Source organism: Actinomyces qiguomingii (assembly GCF_004102025.1).
GTDB classification, from domain to species: Bacteria; Actinomycetota; Actinomycetes; order Actinomycetales; family Actinomycetaceae; genus Actinomyces; species Actinomyces qiguomingii.
The window spans coordinates 2,380,153-2,396,703 of sequence record NZ_CP025228.1; the positions used below are offsets into that span (position 1 = coordinate 2,380,153).

The following is a 16,551-nucleotide window of genomic DNA, read 5'->3' on the forward strand; positions in this document are numbered from 1 at the left end:
ATAAGCGCATGACTGCATCCACGTTCCCCTCCGTGACCGTCTCCGGCGAGATCAAGCTCGGGCAATTCCTCAAACTCGCGGGCCTGGTGGAAGATGGGGTTGACGCACGCATCGCCATCCAGTCCGGCGATGTAACGGTGAATGGGGAGATCGAGACCCGCAGGGGGCACCGCCTAGCCGCCGGCGACGTCGTCGTCGTAGAGCTGCCCACCGGCGCAGCAGGCGCCGTCGTGACCGCGGTGCCCTGAGCCGCCCGGCCGTCCCGCCTGCCGCCCGCGTACGGCGTCCAGTACGGTGGGTCGTCGCCCACCGGGGCGGCACGGCCGTGTGCGCTTACCGGCGTCCACAGGGAGCGTTCGCGACACCCCACAGACGTTCCATCAACAGCCCTCGCAACCCACTGCCCGTAACCGCCCCAGGCTTGGACCATGCGGTCCTACCCGACACCTCCACCGTTGCCCTCCGTCAAGTTAACCGCCGAGCGCACGCACCGTTCCCTACCCGCCGGGAACAACCTGATCGCGGTGGATCGGGGCGCCTATGTACCGCCTCCGGACTCGACCGCTCCACTGTGGTTGCAGCGGCAGTACATAACGCTGGCACGGTGCGAGGCCGTGCTGCACACTCATACTTCGGCGATCAGTCGCACGCACGAGGCCGCCGCGGTTGACACGCTGAAAGCGATGATTGAGGAGCAGGGACTGCGCGCCGGCAAGCGACGAGCACGCGCCGTTGTAGCCATGGCTGATCCTCGGGCTGAGTCTCCCGGTGAAAGCGCGCTGCGCAGGGTCGTCCACGCCGTCGGCCTACCGGATCCGCAAATACAGGAGCGCTGGCAGGTACACCGCGTCGAATGGAGTGACCTGCGCGATCGCGAGTCCCGCGGGCGGCGGCCGGTGGACTTATTCCCACCATCCGCAGCGCGCCTGACACGACGCCGGAAGGACCTGTGGCTGTAGGCCACCGAGCACACGAAACGCGTACCGCGGACACACGTAAAAGCTCGCAGTAGGGCGCACAAGGTCTCAGCAGGCCGTCGTCGCGCCCACAGACCGCGGCACCGGGCCCTCTGCGGCCCGATATATCACTGTCCCAGCACTAGCCGGCCGACGGTCAGCGCTTGAGGCAGCCGGGCCCGAGCAGTGCCTTGATGTCGGAGTAGAAGGCCGCCGAGGCCTCCACGCGCAACGAATTGTCCAACTGCGTGCGCACCTCCCGACCCGGACTCGTCAGCGTCAGTCGTACCGCCGACATCCCTGGGTGCTTCTCCAGCACCGTTTTGAACTGTTCCACCAGCGGTCCGGTGCAGCGATTGGTTGGCAAGGTGATCGTCACCGCCTCGTGGGTGGCGCTGGACACGTCGGGCACAGTCATCTCCTGCACATATAGAGCGACCTGACCATCACGACGGTTCAAGCGCCCGCGCAGTGTCACCACCGTGTCTGGGGCCAGCATGGTGGAAACCGTCTGGTAAGTGGAGGGAAAGAACAGTGCCTCGATGCTGCCGCCGAGATCCTCGATCTGGGCAATGGCCCACAGGTTGCCCTGTTTGGTGGTCTTCCGGTTCAGGGCGGTGATCAGGCCCGCAATGGTGACCATGGCGCCGTCGGGCCGATCGTCGTCCTCAATGAGGTCGGAGATCTCGGTGTCGGCGAGCTTTGCCAGAGCACTCTCCAGCCCGAGCAGCGGATGGTCGGAGACGTACAGGCCAAGCATGTCGCGCTCGTAGGCGAGTTTGTCCTTCTTGTCCCACTCGGGCAGGTCGGGAACCTCTGAGGAGAACACCGGACCGGAGCCGAAACCCGCCCCGGCGCCATCACCGTCCCCCATTAGGGAGGCGAACAGGTCGAACTGGCCTGCGGCTTCGTTGCGCTTGACCCCGATAATCTCATCGACGAACTCCTCATGGCAGGCCTGCAGCGCGCGCCGCGACTTACCCAGTGTGTCGAAAGCGCCGGCCTTGATCAGGGAGTCGATAGTGCGCTTATTGCACACCACCGCCGGGACCTTGTCGAGGAAGTCCTCGAAGCTGGTGAAGTCACCCTTCTGCTCGCGGGCCTTCTCAATGGCCTCGACGACGTTGGCGCCAACATTGCGCACCGCACCGAGTCCAAAGCGGACATCATCCCCGACGGCGGAGAACTGGGCACGGGAGGCATTGACGTCCGGCGGCAGCACCTTGATGCCCATGTGACGACATTCACCCAGGTACACGCCGAGCTTGTCCTTGTTATCCTTTTGGGAGGTCAGCAGCGCCGCCATGTACTCGGTGGGGTAGTGCGCCTTGAGGTAGGCGGTCCAGTAAGACACCACGCCGTAGGCGGCAGAGTGGGCCTTGTTGAAGGCGTACTTGGCGAAGGGCACCACCACGTCCCACAGAGCCTTGACGGACTCCTTGGAGAAGCCCCGCTCGACCATCCCGGCCTCAAACTCCACGAACATCTTCTCCAGGATGTCCATCTTCTTCTTACCCATGGCCTTACGCAGGGCGTCGGCCTTACCCATCGAGAAGCCCGCCAGGTCGGTGGCGATCTTCATGACCTGCTCCTGATAGACGATCAGGCCGTAGGTCGTGCCCAGAATCGGCTCCAGGGCCTCCTTGAGCTCGGGATGAATCGGGGTGATCTCCTGCAGCCCGTTCTTGCGCAGGGCGTAGTTCGTGTGCGACTCCGCACCCATCGGCCCGGGTCGATACAGCGCGCCGACGGCGGAGATGTCCTCGAAGTTGTCGGGCTTCATCAACCGCAGCAGAGTTCGCATGCCACCGCCGTCCAGCTGGAAGACGCCCAGGGTCTCGCCGCGGGCCAGCAGCTCATAGGTGGACTTGTCATCCAATTCGACGTGGTCGATGTCCAGCGCTTCCTTGCCGTTGGCGACAATGTTGTCCAGGGCGTCGGAGATGACCGTGAGGTTGCGCAGACCCAGGAAGTCCATCTTCAGCAGGCCCAGGTGCTCACAGGTGGGATAGTCGAACTGGGTGATGTAGGCGCCGTCCTGCAGACGCTGCATCATGGGGATGATATCGGTCAGTGTCTGACTGGACATGATCACGGCACAGGCGTGCACGCCCCACTGCCTGGTCATTCCCTCAAGTCCGCCGGCCAACTCGACGATCTTCTGCGCGTCCGGATCCTCGGCGTGCAGGTCCCGGAAGGCCTGCGCCTCACCGTAGCGCGGGTCCTCGGGGTTGAAGATGCCCTTGATGGTGATGTCCTTACCCATGATGGTGGGCGGCATCGCCTTGGTGAGCCGGTCGCCGACCGCATAGGGGTAGCCCATCACGCGGGAAGAGTCCTTCAGGGACTGCTTGGCCTTGATGACGCCGTAGGTGACCACCTGGCTGACGCGGTCGTCCCCGTACTTCTGCTTGACGTACTCGATGACCTCGTCGCGCCGACGCTCGTCGAAGTCGACGTCGATATCCGGCATGGAGATACGCTCGGGGTTCAGGAAGCGCTCGAAGATCAGACCGTGGTTCAGCGGGTTGAGCTCGGTGATGCCCATGGCGTAGGCGACCATGGAGCCGGCGCCGGAGCCTCGGCCCGGCCCCACTCGGATGCCGTGGTCCTTGGCCCAGTTGATGTAGTCGGCCACCACCAGGAAGTACCCGGGGAAGCCCATCTGCACGATCACGCCGATCTCGTACTCGGCCTGCTTGCGGCACTCCTCGGGGATCTCGCCGTGGAAGCGCCTGTCCATGCCCTTCCAGCATTCCTTAATGAACCAGGACTCCATGGTCTCCCCCTCGGGCACGGGGAAGACGGGCATGAAGGAGGCACCCTCATCCACGGTCTGGAAGGTGACATTGCACTGTTCGGCCACCAGCAGGGTGTTGTCGCATGCCTCGGGCATCTCCTTGAACAGGGCGCGCATTTCCCGCCCCGGCCGCAGATAGTAGGTGTCGCCGTCGAATTTGAAGCGGTCGGGATCGGACAGGACGGAGCCGGAGTTGATGCACAGCATCGCGTCCTGGATGGTGCGGTCCTCCGGACGCACGTAATGGGAGTCGTTGGTGGCCAGCAGGGGCGCGCCCAGGATCTCGGAGATGCGCAGCAGGTCCTTGGTGACACGCCGCTCGATCTCCAGTCCGTGGTCCATCAGTTCGACGTAGAAGAAGTCCTTGCCGAAGATGTCCTGCAGCTCACCGGCGGCGCGCAGGGCCTCATCCCATTGGCCCAAGCGCAAGCGGGTCTGCACCTCACTGGAGGGGCAACCGGTGGAGCCTATGAGGCCGCCCGCGTAACGGGACAGCAATTCGCGGTCCATACGTGGCGCCTTACCCCACTGCCCCTCCAGGGAGGCGAAGGAATCCATGCGCATCAGGTTGTGCAGACCCTCGTCGTTGCGCGACAGCAGAGTCATGTGGGTGTACGAGCCGCGGGCGGAGACGTCGTCGGAGCGCTGCGACTCCTCACCCCAGAACACGCGGGTCTTGTCGAAACGGGAGGTGCCTGGCGTCATATAGGCCTCAACCCCAATGATGGGCTTGATGCCGGCCTGCTTGGCCGCGGCATAGAATTCGTAGGCGCCGAACATGTAGCCGTGGTCGGTGATGGCCAGGGCGCGCTGGCCAAGACGCTTGGCCTCGGCCACATAGTCCTTGATCTTGCCGGCTCCGTCGAGCATCGAATAGTCGGTGTGGACGTGCAGGTGGACGAAGTCGTCGTGGGGCTCCTTGCCTTCCGCCTGCTCGTCTGCCGTCCGTGCCGCACTCGCCTCTGCCATGCGGCTCATTCTAAGGGCGGGAGAGCGTGCGGGCCATGTCCTGGTGCCAGATGCCGGCGTCGAGGTATCGCTCTGCGGTCAGCACCCGGTAGCCGCACCGCCGGTAGAAGCCCACCGCTTGTTCCTGTGCCGAAAGCATCACAGTAACGACGACGTCGTCGACTCCCGCCCTACCTACTACGTCCGACTGCCTGGCGGGGCATTCAGACTCACCAAGGATGCCCGCGGGCACGCCGGCATATGTCAGGGCAGTCTGCTCGACGACGCGGACCAGGCGTACGCCGAGCCCCGTACCGCGGACGGCCCGCCGTACGGCCAGGCGGCCCAGGTGGACCTCACCTAGGTGCTCGGGATCTAACAGCAGGCGCGCGGCCCCCAGCGGGGCGCCGTCGGCACCGGAGGCGAGCACATGGACGGTGGTCGCCTCGAAGTCCCGGGCGTCTATTTCCAGAGCCAATGGAACGTTCTGCTCCTGGACGAATACCTCCAGCCGTACATCCCCAAGTCCCAGTCGCAGCCCGTCAACCGCTGGATCGGCGTCGTCACCGTAGGCTGTGGCGAATGTGATTGGTTCAAGGACTGCATGCAGCGGCTGGATCCGCACAGGCGAGCAACCGGCCCGGACCGGGTCATGGGACACGATTCACCTCCGAAGTACGGCCGGGTGGCCAGAATAGCTCTCCGACCAGGAGCCACGTCGACCGAACTCGGCAGTCATATCGACCGAACTCGGCAGTCATATCGACCGAACTCGGCAGTAACGTCGACCGAACTCGCGGGGTGGAGGGGTGGCGGAGTGGCGGGGTGGCGGAGTGGCGGGGCGGGAGATCAGGGGAGGCGCAGCACATCCAGGGCGTGGACCAGGTCGTCGGGATAGTCACTGCGGAAGGTCAGCTTGCCGCCGGTGATCGGGTGGGTGATGGTCAGCTCCGTGGCGTGCAGCCACTGCCGCTGAAGCCCGGTTGAAGCGGTAAGAGCGGAGTCGGCTCCATAGGTGGCATCACCCACGCAGGGGTGGCCAACGGCGGCCATGTGCACACGGATCTGGTGGGTGCGCCCGGTCTCCAGGTGCACCTGAACCAGACTGGCACCGGGCATGACCTCAATGACGTCGTAGTGGGTGATCGATGCGCGTCCGCCTTCAATGATCGCCATTTTCCACTCGCGTCCGGGATGACGGCCGATGGGGGCATCGATCGTGCCCGAGGATGGGTCCAGGTGGCCCTGCACGAGTGCGTGGTAGATCTTATCCACGTTGTGCTCGCGGAAGGCACGCTTAAGCACCGAGTATGCGCGCTCCCCCTTGGCCACTATCATCACCCCGGAGGTGCCCACATCCAAGCGCGAGACAATGCCCTGACGCTCCGCAGCGCCGGAGGTTGCCACACGCACATGCATGGCCTTCAAGGCCCCCAGCACGTCGGGCCCATCCCAACCGACGGAGGGATGCGCGGCTACACCGGCGGGCTTATCCACCACCACGATGTCATCGTCCTCGTACAAGATGCCCAGTCCAGACACGGGCGTCGACACCGGCTGGACCGGAGGCGGAGCCGGCAAGTCGACCTCAATGGTGGCCCCCGGCTCCAGCCTTACCGATTTGTCGGCGGTGACCCCGTCCAACCACACCCGGCCCTGAGTGCACAGTACGCCGATCTTGGACCGGGACAGCCCGGTCATCCGGGCCAGGGCGCTGTCCAGGCGCTGGCCCACCAGCCCCTCCGGGACGGGCAGAAGCCGCAGACTCATGCGCCTGCCTCCGCGTGATCGCCACGTTCCTCGCCAACGCGCGTACCGTCAATCTCACGGCCGCGCAGGGAGAGCACGATGATGATCCCGGCGGCGCAGACAATGGCTATGTCGGCCACGTTACCCACGAACCAGCCGCCGTAATCGATGAAATCCACGACGTGACCGCGCATCACTCCGGGGGCGCGAGCCAAGCGATCGATCAGATTTCCTACCGCTCCGCCCAATACCAGGCCCAGCGCGGCCGCCCACCACGCGGATCCCAGCCGCCGCGACACACGGACCACCACCACCGTCACGACCACGGCGATCAAGGTGAAGATCCAGGTCTGCCCGGTCGCCAAGGAGAAGGCGGCCCCCGGATTGCGAACCAGTACCAGCGTCAACCAGTCGCCCAGCAGACGTACGCGGTGTCCATCAGACAGTGCCGCCACCGCCAGGATCTTGGTCAACTGATCGACCACCACCACTAACACAGCCAGAGCCCAAAGAAGCGCCAGACGGCGCCGACGCGGAGTCCATGAGATCCTCGCCCTGGTCCGCGGGTGTTCCGCATCAGTGGCATCATCCACGACAGGAGGGTGACCGGGGGCGCAGGTCGCGTTGGACCGGATCGGTGTGACGGGCTCGGGAGTCTCGCTCATGGTCCCTCGCGGGTCTTGAATGGTGGATACGGCAGGTCGACGAGGTGCACCACACCAGCCGGCCGAGGCCGGGTCCCGCTTGGAACCGGCTGCCCCGACCGGCGGATGCACGACGCCGCACGTGGGCGTCGGCCCAACCGTTACAGGTTAGGTGTGGCCGACTCGTTGCCGTCCTCGACAGTGGTGAGCAGGTTGTGCAGGTAGCTCTTCAAGCGCGTGCGGTAATCGGACTCGAAGCGACGCAGCTCGTCGATCTTGTGCTCCAGACCGGAACGCTCCTTCTCCAGCTGCGCCAGAGTGCGGTTGCGCTGGTCCTCGGCTTCCCGGACCACCTGCTCGCCGGTGGCGCGCGCCTCGGCAATGATGCGCTCGCCCTCGGCCCTGCCGTTGGCAACGTGCTCGTCGTGCAGGCGCTGAGCCAGTTCGAGCATGCCGGAGGCGGCCACCGGCTCCTGAGACTCGCCCGCTCCCTGGATGACTGGGGCCCGCTCGACGACGGGCTCGACCACGGTGGTCTCCTGGGTGGAAACCGGCACCGGCGTCGCCTGAGCGCCCTCGCCCAACTCGGCGATGCGGGCGTTGGCGGCCTCCAGCTTGGACTTCAGGTCGGCGTTCTCGGCCTCGAGCTGGCGCATGGACTCGACGACCTCGTCAAGGAACTCGTCGACCTCGTCCTGCTCGTATCCCTCGCGGAACTTGGTTGCCTGAAACTTCTTATTGAGGACGTCGTCTGCGGTCAGCAGCGTCATTGTCGTCACCTCGGTGTCGTTACGATAGATGCCACGAGCACCGGAGAACCGGCGACTCATGCGGACAGGTTACCTGAACTCCAGGTTCAGGCCACATTTGGACGCGCATGTCATGCGCCCGGCGTCACACCTCCCATCCCCATCAGACGTGCGTTGGCGCGCTCCAGCCGAGCCGTTCGGGACCTCTCGGACGCCAGTTCGTTCTCGAGTCTGCGCATGGCGTCGATAACCTCATCGAGGAACTCGTCGACCTCGTCCCGCTCGTATCCCTCGCGGAACTTGGTCGCCCGGAACTTCTTGTTGAGTATGTCGTCCGTTGTCAGCGTCACGGCAGTCACCTCAGCATCGTCGGATCGTAGAAGGAGCTCGGCCGGCCGGGCTCTCGTGCGGGCACACTACCCGAACACGAGCTCCAGACCTGGGCATCGGAGAATCTGAGAGGCATATCGCGTTGCCGGCGTCACCCCGGCGTCACTCGAAGATGCCGGCAATCACGATACCATCACACAACAGGGGGGCGCCGTGTTGTCACTGTGATGTTCTACGGCTCCCGGAGACTCGCGTCATACCAGCAGCAGGAGCAGGCGCTGGACGACGAAGATGCCGAGCCACAGGACCAGGAAGCTCAAATCAATACCAAGGCCGCCCAGCCTCAACAGGGGCATGAACCGACGGATCTGGCGCAGTGGCGGATCGGTGAGTCCGTACACGACATTGGCCACGACGAGCACGGCACCGGTGGGCCGCCAGCTCCGGGCGAACAACTGGACCCAGTCCAGCACCACCCGGATCAGCAGGATAAGCACATACAGATCCAGCAGACTCCACAGGATCCTGATGACGGAGAGCATGTGCACCAAAACCGGTCAGCTCTGGTTGAAGAAGCGGCCGTGGGCGTCCTCGGAGCCCTCGCCGTCGTCAATCGCCACGGAGGTTGGAGTCAGGAGGAACACGCGCGGAGTGACGCGCTCGATGGCTCCGTGCAGACCGAATACGAGGCCGGCGGAGAAGTCAACCATGCGGCGGGCATCCGACTCGCTCATGTTGGTCAGATTGACGATCACCGGCACTCCGTCTCGAAATGCCTCGCCTATCACGCGCGCCTCGTTGTAGGTGGACGGGTGCACGGTGACGATGCGACGCAGATCCGGCGCAGGCGTCTCCTCGAAGGGCACCTCGTAGACATTGGCGTCAGCGTCGTCCTCGGCATACTCCTGTGCCAGATCCTGAGTGAAGTCGACGTGGGTGGTCTCGGCGGCGTCGGCGTAGTCCTCGTCGGCGGGCTCGGAGTAGCCGAGGAAATTGGTCATTTTTCGCAGCGCGCTCATGAGTTGCTCCTTGTCCGTCCGGTTGTCCGTCCGGCCCTGCGACCCGGACGTGGTCGACGGTATCGGGCCTAAGCGCCCCGGCGTTTGATTCGCCGCGGCGTGTCATCCGATGCGCACCGAGCAGCGTCTGATTCTTCACTTGCGCACCGGCATGACGATTCCGGCCTGCCTACCGGTGACACCGTCGCGGCGGTAGGAGAACAGCTCGGGGTCCTCGTAAGTGCACCGGTGCACATCGCAAATGTGCTGTACTCCGGACCGCTCCAGTTGGGCGGTTATACCGGCGACCAGATCGATGCCGGGGGTATTCCAACGCGTGGTGACGGCGCAGGCAGGCTCGATTCGCGCCGCCGCGTCATGCAGGTCGACGCCCACCTCGTAGCAGGCGCCGCAGATGGTTGGTCCCACGGCGGCCCAAATACCGGACGGGGAAGCTCCTGCACGCACCATCGCCGCCACCGCCGCCGGGACGATGCCCTCCAGCAGTCCGCGGCGTCCGGCATGCACCGCCGCCACCACGGCGCCACCGTCACCAGCCAACAACAGCGGCGCGCAGTCGGCCACCAGGACCGCAGCGGCCGCCGGGAGCATTCGCCCGCCGCCCGGATCGACTGACGCCGCGCAGCGGGCTTCGAGCAGCAGCGCATCGGCCGTGGGTGCGGTGTCCACGGCAGCGGCGGCGATGCGAATCGAGTGGACCTGATTCATCCAGGCAATGCCCGCCCTGCCGCCGAGCCCCATAGTCACGCCTAGCGTCCGCGCGAGACGGTCCCGGTGTTGTGCAACCCGGGCCGAGTCGTCGCCGACGTGAAGGGCGAGGTTGAAGCCCGCGTACGGGCCGCCCTCCGTTACCGACACCGGTTTACGGGTGGTGAAGCAGGCGCGGGCACCGGGGCCGATCTCGGCCTCGATCAGAGATCCGGCGAGCTCCTCCTGGCGCACGGGTCAGCGCAGGAAGTCGGGCAGGTCGATATCGTCCTTCTCGGCGTCCACGCCGATGACCCGCGGGACGGTCAGCTCGGGCTGCGTCTGCGGTTCCGACTCATCGACAAAGGTCGGCACCTCGGCGGTCACGGGCGCCGGGGCGGCGACCGGGGGCGCTGCCGGAACCGCGGGTGCGGGGCGGGTGACCGGGTTCTCTGCGGCATGGGCGCCCCGGGCCGCAGTGGCGGGGCTGTTGGTGCGGGCGGGGGCCGCGGCGGCGGCCGCGCGCGACAGGTTCGCACCGCGGGAGTCGGCACCCGAGCCGACGGCGGGATCCTCGTCGAATCCGGCGGCGATGACGGTAACGCGCACCTCATCACCCAGGGCGCCGTCAACCACGTTTCCGAAGATGATATTGGCCTCCGGGTGGACGGCCTCGCGCACCAGATTGGCCGCCTCGGAGATCTCGAACAGCCCGAGGTCGGAACCGCCCTGGAAGAAGAGCAGTACACCGTGGGCGCCGTCAATGGAGGATTCCAACAGCGGAGAGGCGATCGCCTGCTCGGTGGCGGTAAGGGCGCGGTCCTCACCGGTTGCCGAGCCGATGCCCATCAGGGCGCTGCCAGCGTCCTGCATGACGGACTTGACGTCGTTGAAGTCCACGTTGATCAGACCGGGGGTGGTGATCAGCTCGGTGATCCCCTGAACGCCCTGCAACAGCACCTGATCCGCCTGCTTGAAGGCGTCGACCACGCTGATGTTGCGGTCGGCGATCTGCAGCAGCCGGTCATTGGGGATCACGATGAGCGTATCCACCTCTGCACGCAGGTTGGTTACGCCGTCTTCTGCCTGCGTGGCCCGCCGCCGTCCCTCGAAGGCGAAGGGACGAGTGACCACGCCAATGGTCAGCGCACCCAGGGAGCGGGCCACCTTGGCGACGATGGGTGCGGCACCGGTGCCGGTCCCCCCGCCCTCGCCGGCAGTCACGAAGACCATGTCCGCGCCCTCAAGGGCCTCCTGAATATCGTCCTCGTGGTCCTCCGCGGCCTTGCGGCCGATTGTCGGGTCGGCGCCGGCGCCCAGTCCGCGGGTCAGATTGCGTCCGACGTCCAGCTTGGTGTCGGCGTCGGACATGAGCAGCGCCTGGGCATCGGTATTGACGGCAATGAACTCGACGCCGCGCAGGCCGGCCTCGATCATGCGGTTGACGGCGTTGACGCCGCCGCCGCCGACGCCCACCACCTTGATAACTGCTTGATAGTGCTGCGATTCCGCCACTGTCTGCCTCCGCGTTCGGTGCCGAGTCCCAAGGGACTCCCCTCAACCTTCAACCTAAAGTCGAGGTCTATACTTATGTCATTCTTCCGATGACGTGCCCAACGCTATGAGGCTCCTGCCCGCCGGAGGTGTATTTGGCTTCGGCGTGTCAGGAGGTGGTCGGACTGTGCGGACTGGACACGTCGTAGGTGTCCGCCTCCTGCCCGAGCAGCACCGCCAGCACCTGGGCCTTCAGTTCGCTGTCGGTGGCCTCCCCCCACACCACGGTGGCACCGTTATCCAGGGTCAAGGTCACCCGCGCGGTGTCCGAGACGGCGCCCTCGGACACGCGTTCCCGCACATCGGCACTCAGCGAGCCGATCACCTCGGTCACGGCCGACACCTGCGCCTGTGACAGCTCTCGTCCCGGGTCCGTCTTAATGACGGCCAGGTCCGCAGGAGCTTGCTCGACCGTCTCCAGGACCACCGCCTCATCATCCAGCACCTGATAGCCGTTATCCGTGGGACGCACCGCCACCGGCACGCGCATGGTCAGCCTCACCTCCAGACCGTGGGGCCAGGACCGGGCCACCTCCGCCGCCTTCACCCGCACCAGCGAGTCGGCGACCTCCTGCCCTAGGGAGGCCACGTCCAGGCTCAGCAAGGAGCGACCGGCATGCTCGGACAAGGTTTCCTGCACCGCGACGGCGTCAACCGTATCGTCGGCGCCGGTGACGGTGATACTGCTGGTGCGCAGGGCCAGCAGTGGCGAGAACAGCGCCGCCCATACCACCAGTGCCACTGCCACCGCGACAGCGCCAATGCGCAGTATCCACCCACGACGCAGACGGCGGCGGGCGCGACGGCGCTCGTCGATCCGGTCGCTCAGGCTCGTGGAGACCGCCCGTTCGCGATGATCACCCGGGACCGAAAGCGCCCTTTCATTTGCTTCATGGCCGTCACCGGGGCCGTTGCCGGCCCGTCCGGGGGTGCCTGAGGCGGCTCCAACAGCAGTCACCGAGGCGGATGCGTCCGGGGTCCTCCCACCGGAAGCAGTCGTTGGCGGGAGGGCCTCGGCATCGCGGCGTCTGGGCACACTGGGTTTGCGCATCATGCCCGTTCCGGGTCGGGCAGGGAGGCGAGCAGGTCTAAGATCACCGGACCGAGCCGGGTCACGTCCCCGGCACCGATGGTCAGGATCAGGTCTCCCGGACGGGCGAATTCGGCGGCGGCGCGGGCGGCCACCGCCGGATCGGCAAGGTAGCGGGCCGTGCCCGAGATATGGTCCACCACCGTCTGCCCGGTGACCTGGGGAAAATCGGCCTGCGTCTCACGTGCGGGATAGATCGCGGACACGATCGTGTAATCAGCTGCGGCCAAAGCAGTACCGAAGCGTTCGGCGAAGTTGCGGGTGCGGGAGAACAGGTGCGGCTGGAACACTGCGATAACGCGTCCGCCACGCTCCTCGGCGACCTCTCGGGCAGCCGTCAGCAGCGCCTCGATCTCGGTCGGATGGTGGGCGTAGTCATCGATGACACGGACGCCTCCCGCCTCCCCGCGGTCCTCGAAGCGGCGCCCGGAGCCACCGAAGCCGCTCAGGGCGCGAGCCATGGCCAGTGGCTCTACGCCGAGCTCGAGACCAGCCTCCCAGGCGGCGGCGGCATTGAGTACTACGTGGTCCCCCGGGATGGTCGGCTCCAGCGGCACCAGTCCAACAGCGGGTGCGACGGCATCAGGCTCCCACCGGACCAGTTCGGCCTCCGTCCCGACGGCGCGGCGGCGGGTGATGATCACCTGCACGTGGGCGGCGCCGGGCACAGGCCCGCCGGGAATGTCGGTTCGGGCGGTGGTGCCGTAAGTGGTGACGCGAGTGCCGGCGGCTGCGGCGGTCCGGGCCAAGTGCCGGGAGCCGGGGTCGTCGGCGCAGGCGATCAACAGGCCTCCGGACTCCAGACGCTCGGAGAAGGCCACGAATGCCGCCGCGAAGGCCTCTGGCGTGCCGTAGTTGTCCAGGTGATCGGGTTCGATGTTGGTGACGATCTCAATGGTGGGCGCGTAGTTGAGGAAAGAGCGGTCGGACTCGTCGGCTTCGGCGATGAAGGCGCGGCCGGTCCCCAAGTGGGCGCCGGTGTGCAACGAGCTGACCACTCCCCCGATGGCGAAGGAGGGATCCTGACCGGCGGTGGTCAATGCCTGGGCCAGCATCGCCGACGTGGTGGTCTTGCCGTGGGCGCCGGCGACGGCGACGAAGTCGCGGCCACGTGCCGCCAGTGCCAGGGCCTCAGAGCGGTGGATGACTCTCTGGCCGCGTTCGCGCGCCAGCAACAGTTCGGGGTTGGAGTCTTTGATGGCGGTGGAAACCACCACGGTGGCTGCGGGGGGAACGTTGGCCGCTCTGTGGCCCACACGCACGTCCATCCCCCGCTGACGCAACTGTTCGAAGGCATCGCCCCCATTGGCGTCGGAGCCGGTGACGACGGCGCCGCGCTCGGCCAGGATCTGGGCCACCACGGACATGCCTGCACCGCCAACGCCGATCAGATGGAAGGCATGACCGGTCAGGTCCTGATCCGATGCCGGTACGTTTTGCGGATTCGGGGGGCAGTTGGATGAGTGGTCCGCGGTCACTGGTTGTGCTCCTGGGTCTCGGTGCCGTCTGCATCGGCTCGGTCATTGGCGTCGCCGGCGCGGGACCCGGGGCCGCCGGCGGCGACCTCACGGATCAGGGCGGCCAAACGCTCGGCTCCGTCGCGCACCCCGGTTGAGGCGGCGGCCGCGGCCGCCTGCCGACGCCGAGAAGAGTCTGTCAGCAGCGCGGTGAAGGCCAGGATGTCACCGGCCCCCAGATCGGCATCGGCCACCAGTTGTCCGCCGCCCGCAGCCACACAGTCGGCGGCGTTCAGGCGCTGTTCGCCGTTGCCGATCGGCAGCGGAACGTACAAAGCGGGCAACCCGAGGGCGGTCAGCTCGGCGACCGTGCCGGCGCCGGAACGGCAGATGACGCCGTCGGCGCAGGCGTAGGCCTGTTCCATTGAGTTGAGGTAATCCAGAACGTGGTAACGCTCGAGCAGCCCGGGAGCGCGGCCGGCGGCCTGTTCCAGGGCGGTGCGCACGGGAGTGTCCTTATTGCGGCCGGTCAGATGCAGCACCTGCAAATCCTCGGGCAATCGTGCGGCGCACTCGGACATGACCTCGTTCAGATGCTGGGCGCCGAGCGATCCGCCAGTCACCAGCAGGGTCGTGGCCGCTGGGTCCAGACCGAGAGCGGCGGCACCCTCACGGCGGGTGGCCTCGGCGTCGACCTGCAGGCGGGCGACCAGGCCACCGATGGCGGGACGCAGCGGCAGGCCGGTCACCTCGGTGCGCCCGTGCGAGGCGGTCAGCGGGGTGGAGGCGAAGGTCAGGGCCACCGCTCCGGCCCAACGGGCACCGAGCCGGTTGGCCAGTCCGGCCCGGGCGTTCTGTTCGTGGATGACCACCGGAACACCGGCACTGCGGGCCGCCAGGTAGGCGGGGGTGGAGACGAATCCGCCGAAGCCCACCACGACGTCGGCATCAACCTGTGTGATGGCGTCGGCGGCGGCTGTCACGGCTCGGCGCAGGCGACGCGGGAGCAGCAGCAGGTCGCCGGTGGGACGTCGGGGCATGGGGACGCGGGGGACGTATGCCAGCCGGTATCCGGCCTCGGGGACCAGACGTTCCTCCAGCCCCTCCTTAGTACCCAGGACCAGGATCTCGGTCTCCGGATCGCCGCCGGTGGCGCCGTCGCGCAGTGCGGCAGCGGTGGCCAGGAGGGGATTGACGTGGCCGGCGGTGCCGCCGCCGGCCAGCAGCACCCGCAATGACCGACTCTTGGAGACGGCCGGGGTGGGTTCCGGGATAGGGCTGTCAGACACGTTTCCTCCTGCGCGGGGCGATGACGGCCAGCGTACGGCGTACGGCACCGGCGCGGGAGCGCAGTGCCTCAGGTGTGCCGGGCTCGTTGCGGGCGAAGGCGAGCAGCACACCGACGGCGAGCAGCACGGATATCAGCGCGGAACCTCCCGCACTGACCAGGGGCAGCGGCACGCCCAGGACGGGCAGCAGTCCTACCACCACGGACATGTTGATCAGCGCCTGCCCGACGATCCAGGTCATGATGCCACCGGTGACCACCGATACGTACAGGGAGTCACTGCGGCGGATAATGCGCAAGCAGCACCAGCCGATGACGGCGAACAGGAGGATCACCAGCAAGGTGCCGACCAGCCCGAACTCCTCCCCCAGAACGGCGAAGATGTAATCGGAGTCAGCCTGGGTGAGGTACCCCCACTTCTGCCGTGAGGACCCCGGCCCCACACCCCACCAGCCTCCGGTGCCCAGGGCGTAGCGTCCGTGCTGAGGCTGGTAGCCGACGTCGAGCGGATCGTAGCGCTCGGGATGCAGCCAGGAAAGGATGCGGGCACGACGGTTGGCAGACAGCATGGAGGCGCCGGCGAAGCAGACCAGGCCCACCGTACCCAGGGTCGCGAACCAGCGCCATCCGAGTCCGCCCAGCCACAGCGCACCGGCCACCAGGGCGGTCAGCACAATCACGGTACCCAAGTCGCCGCCGGCCATGACCAGTCCAATGCCGACACCGGCCGGAGTCACGACCCAGCCGAGGAAACGAAACAGCTTCCTCCCCGTGTCCACGCCGCCCAAGAAGGCATCCTGTCGGGTGGACACCATGGTCCCCAGATACAGGCACAACCCCAACTTGATGAACTCCGAGGGCTGGGCGGTGCCCAGGCCCGCGGGCAGGGATATCCAGTTGCGGTTGCCGTACACGTCTATGCCAATGCCGGGAATGAACACCAGCAGCTGCAGGCCGAAAGCGATTATCAGCGCCGGCCAGGCCAGGCGTTTGAGCGCCCGCAGGGGCAGCCGGGACAGCACCACCATGCCGACCAGGCCTACGGCTGCGAAGGCCAGGTACTTGGTGAAAGTGGTGAAGGCATTGCCGCCGTCAGCGGCGGCGGTCACCGACTGCACCGAGAAGACCATGATCAGTCCGAAGGCGAGCAGGGATAGCGTGGCGATCAGCAGGGCGTAGTAGCTCAGTGTGCTGCTCTCGCCCTTGACGGGGCCGTCGGCGCCCGTCCGGCGCAGCCATCGGCCGGGGCCGTGGCGCACGGCGCGAGTATCGTCCGCCAT

15 protein-coding genes and 1 pseudogene are annotated in these 16,551 nt (G+C 66.6%); 2 read left to right on the forward strand and 14 right to left on the reverse strand.

Annotation, left to right across the window (positions count from 1 at the left end; translation table 11 throughout):
- Positions 1 to 8 precede the first annotated feature (8 nt).
- Positions 9 to 248: an RNA-binding S4 domain-containing protein gene (locus CWT10_RS09865; protein ID WP_103064026.1), complete on the forward strand. Its 240-nt coding sequence runs from the start codon at positions 9 to 11 to the stop codon at positions 246 to 248.
- 207 nt (positions 249 to 455) lie between these two features.
- On the forward strand, positions 456 to 959 hold the full coding sequence (locus CWT10_RS09870) for a hypothetical protein (RefSeq protein ID WP_103064027.1): 504 nt from the start codon (positions 456 to 458) through the stop codon (positions 957 to 959).
- A gap of 154 nt (positions 960 to 1,113) precedes the next feature.
- Here the strand turns inward: CWT10_RS09870 and dnaE are convergent, their stop codons facing one another.
- From dnaE to ftsW, 14 genes and pseudogenes are all read right to left on the reverse strand, one after another.
- The gene (gene dnaE / locus CWT10_RS09875; protein ID WP_103064028.1) at positions 1,114 to 4,725 is read right to left on the reverse strand and encodes a DNA polymerase III subunit alpha; all 3,612 of its coding nucleotides are present in this window, start codon (positions 4,723 to 4,725) and stop codon (positions 1,114 to 1,116) included.
- A gap of 10 nt (positions 4,726 to 4,735) precedes the next feature.
- Complete coding sequence (locus tag CWT10_RS09880) at positions 4,736 to 5,365, reverse strand: GNAT family N-acetyltransferase (protein WP_103064029.1); 630 nt, start codon at positions 5,363 to 5,365, stop codon at positions 4,736 to 4,738.
- Positions 5,366 to 5,553: 188 nt separating this feature from the next.
- The gene (locus CWT10_RS09885; RefSeq protein ID WP_103064030.1) at positions 5,554 to 6,474 is read right to left on the reverse strand and encodes an RluA family pseudouridine synthase; all 921 of its coding nucleotides are present in this window, start codon (positions 6,472 to 6,474) and stop codon (positions 5,554 to 5,556) included.
- The gene (gene lspA / locus CWT10_RS09890) at positions 6,471 to 7,046 is read right to left on the reverse strand and encodes a signal peptidase II (protein ID WP_233188322.1); all 576 of its coding nucleotides are present in this window, start codon (positions 7,044 to 7,046) and stop codon (positions 6,471 to 6,473) included. Before lspA ends, CWT10_RS09885 begins: the two co-directional genes overlap by 4 nt.
- A 212-nt stretch (positions 7,047 to 7,258) precedes the next feature.
- The gene (locus CWT10_RS09895; protein WP_174722004.1) at positions 7,259 to 7,867 is read right to left on the reverse strand and encodes a DivIVA domain-containing protein; all 609 of its coding nucleotides are present in this window, start codon (positions 7,865 to 7,867) and stop codon (positions 7,259 to 7,261) included.
- 113 nt (positions 7,868 to 7,980) lie between these two features.
- Positions 7,981 to 8,196, reverse strand: a pseudogene (locus CWT10_RS09900) (DivIVA domain-containing protein); the annotation flags it as partial.
- 234 nt (positions 8,197 to 8,430) lie between these two features.
- Positions 8,431 to 8,718: a YggT family protein gene (locus tag CWT10_RS09905; RefSeq protein ID WP_103064033.1), complete on the reverse strand. Its 288-nt coding sequence runs from the start codon at positions 8,716 to 8,718 to the stop codon at positions 8,431 to 8,433.
- Positions 8,719 to 8,733: 15 nt separating this feature from the next.
- Positions 8,734 to 9,195 carry a cell division protein SepF gene (locus CWT10_RS09910; RefSeq protein WP_103064034.1) on the reverse strand — a complete coding sequence of 154 codons (462 nt, stop codon included), beginning with the start codon at positions 9,193 to 9,195 and terminating at the stop codon, positions 8,734 to 8,736.
- A 135-nt stretch (positions 9,196 to 9,330) separates the two neighbouring features.
- Positions 9,331 to 10,137, reverse strand: a complete 807-nt coding sequence (locus tag CWT10_RS09915) for a purine nucleoside phosphorylase YfiH/LACC1 family protein (RefSeq protein ID WP_174721960.1) — start codon at positions 10,135 to 10,137, stop codon at positions 9,331 to 9,333.
- A gap of 3 nt (positions 10,138 to 10,140) precedes the next feature.
- Entirely contained in the window at positions 10,141 to 11,397 is a 1,257-nt protein-coding gene (ftsZ, locus tag CWT10_RS09920) for a cell division protein FtsZ (protein ID WP_103064035.1), read from the reverse strand.
- A 148-nt stretch (positions 11,398 to 11,545) separates the two neighbouring features.
- Positions 11,546 to 12,490 (reverse strand): cell division protein FtsQ/DivIB, encoded by a 945-nt coding sequence (locus CWT10_RS09925; RefSeq protein WP_103064036.1) that lies wholly within the window; start codon positions 12,488 to 12,490, stop codon positions 11,546 to 11,548.
- Positions 12,487 to 14,004, reverse strand: a complete 1,518-nt coding sequence (gene murC / locus CWT10_RS09930) for a UDP-N-acetylmuramate--L-alanine ligase (RefSeq protein WP_416171724.1) — start codon at positions 14,002 to 14,004, stop codon at positions 12,487 to 12,489. Before murC ends, CWT10_RS09925 begins: the two co-directional genes overlap by 4 nt.
- A complete protein-coding gene (locus CWT10_RS09935) occupies positions 14,001 to 15,272 on the reverse strand; it encodes a UDP-N-acetylglucosamine--N-acetylmuramyl-(pentapeptide) pyrophosphoryl-undecaprenol N-acetylglucosamine transferase (protein WP_233188324.1) in 1,272 nt (423 codons plus the stop codon). Before CWT10_RS09935 ends, murC begins: the two co-directional genes overlap by 4 nt.
- The gene (ftsW, locus tag CWT10_RS09940) at positions 15,265 to 16,551 is read right to left on the reverse strand and encodes a putative lipid II flippase FtsW (RefSeq protein ID WP_233188326.1); all 1,287 of its coding nucleotides are present in this window, start codon (positions 16,549 to 16,551) and stop codon (positions 15,265 to 15,267) included. Before ftsW ends, CWT10_RS09935 begins: the two co-directional genes overlap by 8 nt.

Bases quoted from the DNA above. Each gene is read 5' to 3' on its own strand.
- CWT10_RS09865 (WP_103064026.1), top strand. From the start codon at position 9: ATGACTGCATCCACGTTCCCCTCCGTGACCGTCTCCGGCGAGATCAAG.
- dnaE (WP_103064028.1), bottom strand. From the start codon at position 4,725: ATGGCAGAGGCGAGTGCGGCACGGACGGCAGACGAGCAGGCGGAAGGC.
- CWT10_RS09885 (WP_103064030.1), bottom strand. From the start codon at position 6,474: ATGAGTCTGCGGCTTCTGCCCGTCCCGGAGGGGCTGGTGGGCCAGCGC.
- CWT10_RS09895 (WP_174722004.1), bottom strand. From the start codon at position 7,867: ATGACGCTGCTGACCGCAGACGACGTCCTCAATAAGAAGTTTCAGGCA.
- CWT10_RS09905 (WP_103064033.1), bottom strand. From the start codon at position 8,718: ATGCTCTCCGTCATCAGGATCCTGTGGAGTCTGCTGGATCTGTATGTG.
- CWT10_RS09910 (WP_103064034.1), bottom strand. From the start codon at position 9,195: ATGAGCGCGCTGCGAAAAATGACCAATTTCCTCGGCTACTCCGAGCCC.
- CWT10_RS09925 (WP_103064036.1), bottom strand. From the start codon at position 12,490: ATGATGCGCAAACCCAGTGTGCCCAGACGCCGCGATGCCGAGGCCCTC.
- ftsW (WP_233188326.1), bottom strand. From the start codon at position 16,551: ATGGCGGACGATACTCGCGCCGTGCGCCACGGCCCCGGCCGATGGCTG.